The sequence below is a fragment of the Leptospira vanthielii serovar Holland str. Waz Holland = ATCC 700522 genome (genome assembly GCF_000332455.1).
Taxonomy (GTDB): domain Bacteria; phylum Spirochaetota; class Leptospiria; order Leptospirales; family Leptospiraceae; genus Leptospira_A; species Leptospira_A vanthielii.
In genome coordinates this window covers 1-3,566 of sequence record NZ_AOGY02000047.1, presented here as the reverse complement: position 1 = coordinate 3,566, position 3,566 = coordinate 1, and the positions used below count along the sequence as shown (strand labels likewise).

The 3,566-nt window shown below is 34.9% G+C and carries 4 protein-coding genes; all 4 read right to left on the bottom strand.

What is annotated here, in order from left to right; translation table 11 throughout:
- Positions 1-879: 879 nt before the first annotated feature.
- The 4 genes from LEP1GSC199_RS10435 to LEP1GSC199_RS10415 all read right to left on the bottom strand — a co-directional run bounded on the left by LEP1GSC199_RS10435 (position 880) and on the right by LEP1GSC199_RS10415 (position 3,360).
- On the bottom strand, positions 880-1,566 hold the full coding sequence (locus LEP1GSC199_RS10435) for a hypothetical protein (RefSeq protein ID WP_002981839.1): 687 nt from the start codon (positions 1,564-1,566) through the stop codon (positions 880-882).
- Between the two features lie 201 nt (positions 1,567-1,767).
- Positions 1,768-2,553 carry a hypothetical protein gene (locus LEP1GSC199_RS10430; RefSeq protein WP_002981843.1) on the bottom strand — a complete coding sequence of 262 codons (786 nt, stop codon included), beginning with the start codon at positions 2,551-2,553 and terminating at the stop codon, positions 1,768-1,770.
- 296 nt (positions 2,554-2,849) lie between these two features.
- Positions 2,850-3,104: a CopG family transcriptional regulator gene (locus LEP1GSC199_RS21820; RefSeq protein ID WP_231292432.1), complete on the bottom strand. Its 255-nt coding sequence runs from the start codon at positions 3,102-3,104 to the stop codon at positions 2,850-2,852.
- Positions 3,079-3,360: a BrnT family toxin gene (locus LEP1GSC199_RS10415; RefSeq protein WP_002981841.1), complete on the bottom strand. Its 282-nt coding sequence runs from the start codon at positions 3,358-3,360 to the stop codon at positions 3,079-3,081. The genes LEP1GSC199_RS21820 and LEP1GSC199_RS10415 overlap by 26 nt, the downstream gene beginning before the upstream one ends.
- Positions 3,361-3,566: the final 206 nt, after the last annotated feature.

The following is a 3,566-nucleotide window of genomic DNA, read 5'->3' as shown; positions in this document are numbered from 1 at the left end:
CAATTTCGTATAACGAACTAGCTAACCAACGTAGGCTGGCCCTGAGCCTCTGTAGGAGGCGTTAGGGATTGGCACGAGGCTTGCGTAAGCAAGAGGAGTGACAAAAGCCTATGTGCCGAAGGCCGAGCGAGGGCGAAGTCCCGAAGTGAAGTGGTTAGCGGTAGTTAATTGCAGTTGGTTTTGTGTTGTATTTGCTAATAATACGAAGTGTTTGAAATCCCAGCGCACAAATTTTCTTTCTTATTCTTGGTCTATACGTGGCGTCAATCATTTTTGATCATGCAAACCGTGACAAAAAATAATAGGAAATGTAGCGAAATAAATCTCTTAATTCTTATTCTTTTCTTTAAAAACGCCTGAATCATTAACAAAGTAATAAAACCGATATAAAGATCTATTATTGAATTGAGCAGTTGGACTTTCACCTTTTAAGAAAAATTGCGCGCTGGTTTTTTTGAATAGAATTAACCAATTGCAATTAACGAACTAGACTTACCGAAGTTGTCCGACCCTGAGTCCCGAAGGGACGTTAGGGACTATACGTGGCGTGCGGATGCAAACGAGTGACAGGAGGACAATTTGGCGTAGCCCGAGCGAGGGCTTGTCCCGAAGCGTAGCGGTAAGTCGCTGTTATTTGCAGTGTGACTATATTTCTCTCAATTCTGATTCGAAAATTTTATTGTTTTCGATTTCTTGATTCCAAATTTCGAATTTTTCATTTAGGTTAAGATTGTAATCGTAATTAGTTTTAATTAAAGCTTCGTTTTTGATTGAATCTAATAAAATGAGAATTTCTTTGCCTATAAAAGAGGCCATACCAAAATAGATTAGTTTGTTTCATGACGTGATTTTCTCATTTAAAAGTAAAATTTTTAAAGTTTAAACTTGTGAAGGTTGTATGTATAAAAGTTGAAAAATGAGAGATACGTGGCGTGCTATTATGCTATTGTTAACATTGGAGTTAGGAAATAGAAAACCATTATGAAATTTTGCCCAGTTTCCCTTTTTAATAGCGTTTATAGATTCTTTAGATAGTGTTTTATACTCATCATTCGATTTGATGAGCGCATAAATTTCAGTTAGTTGTTGGTCATGAATTTCGTTATTTTTATAGTTTATAAGATTATTTTGGGAATTTTTGATGTCACAATATTTCAAAATGTAAAATCTGAATTTAGTGATTTTGTTATTATTATTGAAATTTTCGAAAATGAAAACTATTTTCAATTTGATTTCTAGCATTATTCTCAGAATTGCACCGATAGAATTGTCATCAAGAACTAGTCTATTTCCGAAAACTTTGGTCTTGAAATTTCCGATTAAGTTAATTGTATTGTAACTTGTGTAAAATTTAAGAACCAGTTCCCTTAAAAAGATTTCGATTTCATCGTTTAATTCTATTTCATAATAAATTTCCATTAAAAAATCGTATATAATTTTTATTTCCAAATATTCATTATGGTAATAATCTAATAAATTATCGAGATTATCTGGGTTTTCAATTAAAGAGTTAATGAATTCAACGAATTCTTTTTTTGATTTTATGAAGATATTTTCATTGTTCATTAATTTTTGTTAGTTTTTGATTTGTCACATTGCAAATAACGAACGAGGCTAAACGACGTTCCTCGGAGCTGAGCCTACGGAGTAGGCGTTAGCGTCGGCACGTATTCTTGCATAGCAAGAATCGTGACGGAGAGGAATGTGCCGAAGGCCAAGCGAGGGCGTAAGACCCGAAGCGCAGTGTTTAGCCGATGTTATGCGAAGTTAATTTATTAATGTATAAATTGACTTTTCAGATTCTTTAAGTTTCGCATATTCATTTTTAAGGATTAAAATTAATTCGGAATCACTCATTCCTCTAACAGGTGTTGTAACTAATTGAAATTTGGAATAATTTCCTGGTTCCATATATTTTTCGAAGTTAAAACCTTTAGCTGAGACTGCAAATCGCAGGCCTGGAAGTTTTTGTAATCGAGAAGCAAAATTTATTGATGGACCAACAAAGTCGTTTCCATTTCCGACGGAAAATAGATTTCCTTTCGCAATTCCACAGCGTAACTTAGGCGGCGGATCTACCACTTTCTTTCTAATTTTATTTAGAAATTTAGATTCGTAGTCGCTGCATATCTGCCAGAGGGAGATTACCAAATTAGTCTGACCTAATTCATCAAGATCCTTAGTATTCCAAAGGAACAAAAGGCCATCTCCCATAAACTTTGAGAAATATGGAAACTCATGATAAAGACTTATTCCTTTGGGAAATTTTTTTTCAAAGGCTTCCTCTTTTAAAGAGTTGAAAATCCAGTTTAGATATTCGGAAAAAAAGACGGGAAGGAGCAATTGTGGATCTGCTTGTTTGCTAAAGTTTGTAAAGCCTTCTAAATCAAAGATTGCGCAGAATGAACTATGCATCTCTGAGTTACTTTCTATGTTTCCTAACCCTAATACAGATGGATTGAAATTTTCAATTGATTCATTTGTATAGGCCGAATAAATATCTCCCTCATGTTTGATCGAAATTTGGTCTTTTTTTGTGAGTTTAAATATCATTTTTTCCTCAATAATTTGAAATTAATTTCGCATAACGAACTAGTGGAGACGACGTTCCTCGTAGCTGAGCCTCGTAGAGGCGTTAGCGTCGGCGCGCTTCTTGCGTGCGCAAGAAAGCGTGACGGAGAGGAATGTGGCGCAGCCCAAGCGAGGCCTCATGCCGAAGCGCAGCGTTTCCACGCTGTTATACGCTGGCCAGAAATATTGTAATGTTTGTTCTTTCTTTACTAAAATTCTTAGATTTTAATAATTAAGGATTTTGAATTATATACGGATTAATTATAGAAATTTTTATTTTATTTGTGAGCAAATCTATCAGCATATAAATCTAAAACTTTTTTGATCATAGATTGATAAGGTACACCTGATTTTTTAGATTGAGCTTTGAAAAAACTTATACTTTTCTTGCTTAATAAAATGGTAACTTTTGAGTTATCTTCTTTTGTAATCAACTTATCCGGAGGAGGTAAGAAATCGTTAATAACTAGAGAAGAATTGAGAGCTTTCGCTACGTCACTAGGAGCTTTAGTGTAATTTGTTTTCTTTTTCATACAGTTTTTTTCCCTCTCTCCAGAATCCCGCACCGTAGATTCTAATGTTTTTTCCTCTTAAGGTAAACCGAACAGTAATAATTCCCTCAGGGACTAAGCCAAAACAGAAGAAACGTTCTTCAGATTCTGTAGAATGCAAAATATCTTTTGAAATAATTCTATTTTTATCAAGAAAAGCGAATTGGGCAGTATAAAAGTCAACACCGTGTTTCTCTAGGTTTTCCTGATTCTTTTTAGAATCCCATTCAAATTCCACATCTATATTTTGTATATTTTCGTAAGTATGTCAATACATATATTTGACTGTATTTTGGAGTTTTGTTTCCTCTTTTTTGTCCTCAGAAAATATTTTTTCTGGCTTGCGTATAACGAACTAGTGGAGACGACGTTTCCCGACCCTGAGTCCCGCCGGGACGTTAGGGACTGGCACGGAGTTTGCAAATGCAAACGAGTGACAGAAGG

What these genes read in the sequence shown, in the direction of transcription:
- LEP1GSC199_RS10435 (WP_002981839.1), bottom strand. Translation starts at nt 1,566, where the DNA reads ATGAACAATGAAAATATCTTCATAAAATCAAAAAAAGAATTCGTTGAA.
- LEP1GSC199_RS10430 (WP_002981843.1), bottom strand. Translation starts at nt 2,553, where the DNA reads ATGATATTTAAACTCACAAAAAAAGACCAAATTTCGATCAAACATGAG.
- LEP1GSC199_RS21820 (WP_231292432.1), bottom strand. Translation starts at nt 3,104, where the DNA reads ATGAAAAAGAAAACAAATTACACTAAAGCTCCTAGTGACGTAGCGAAA.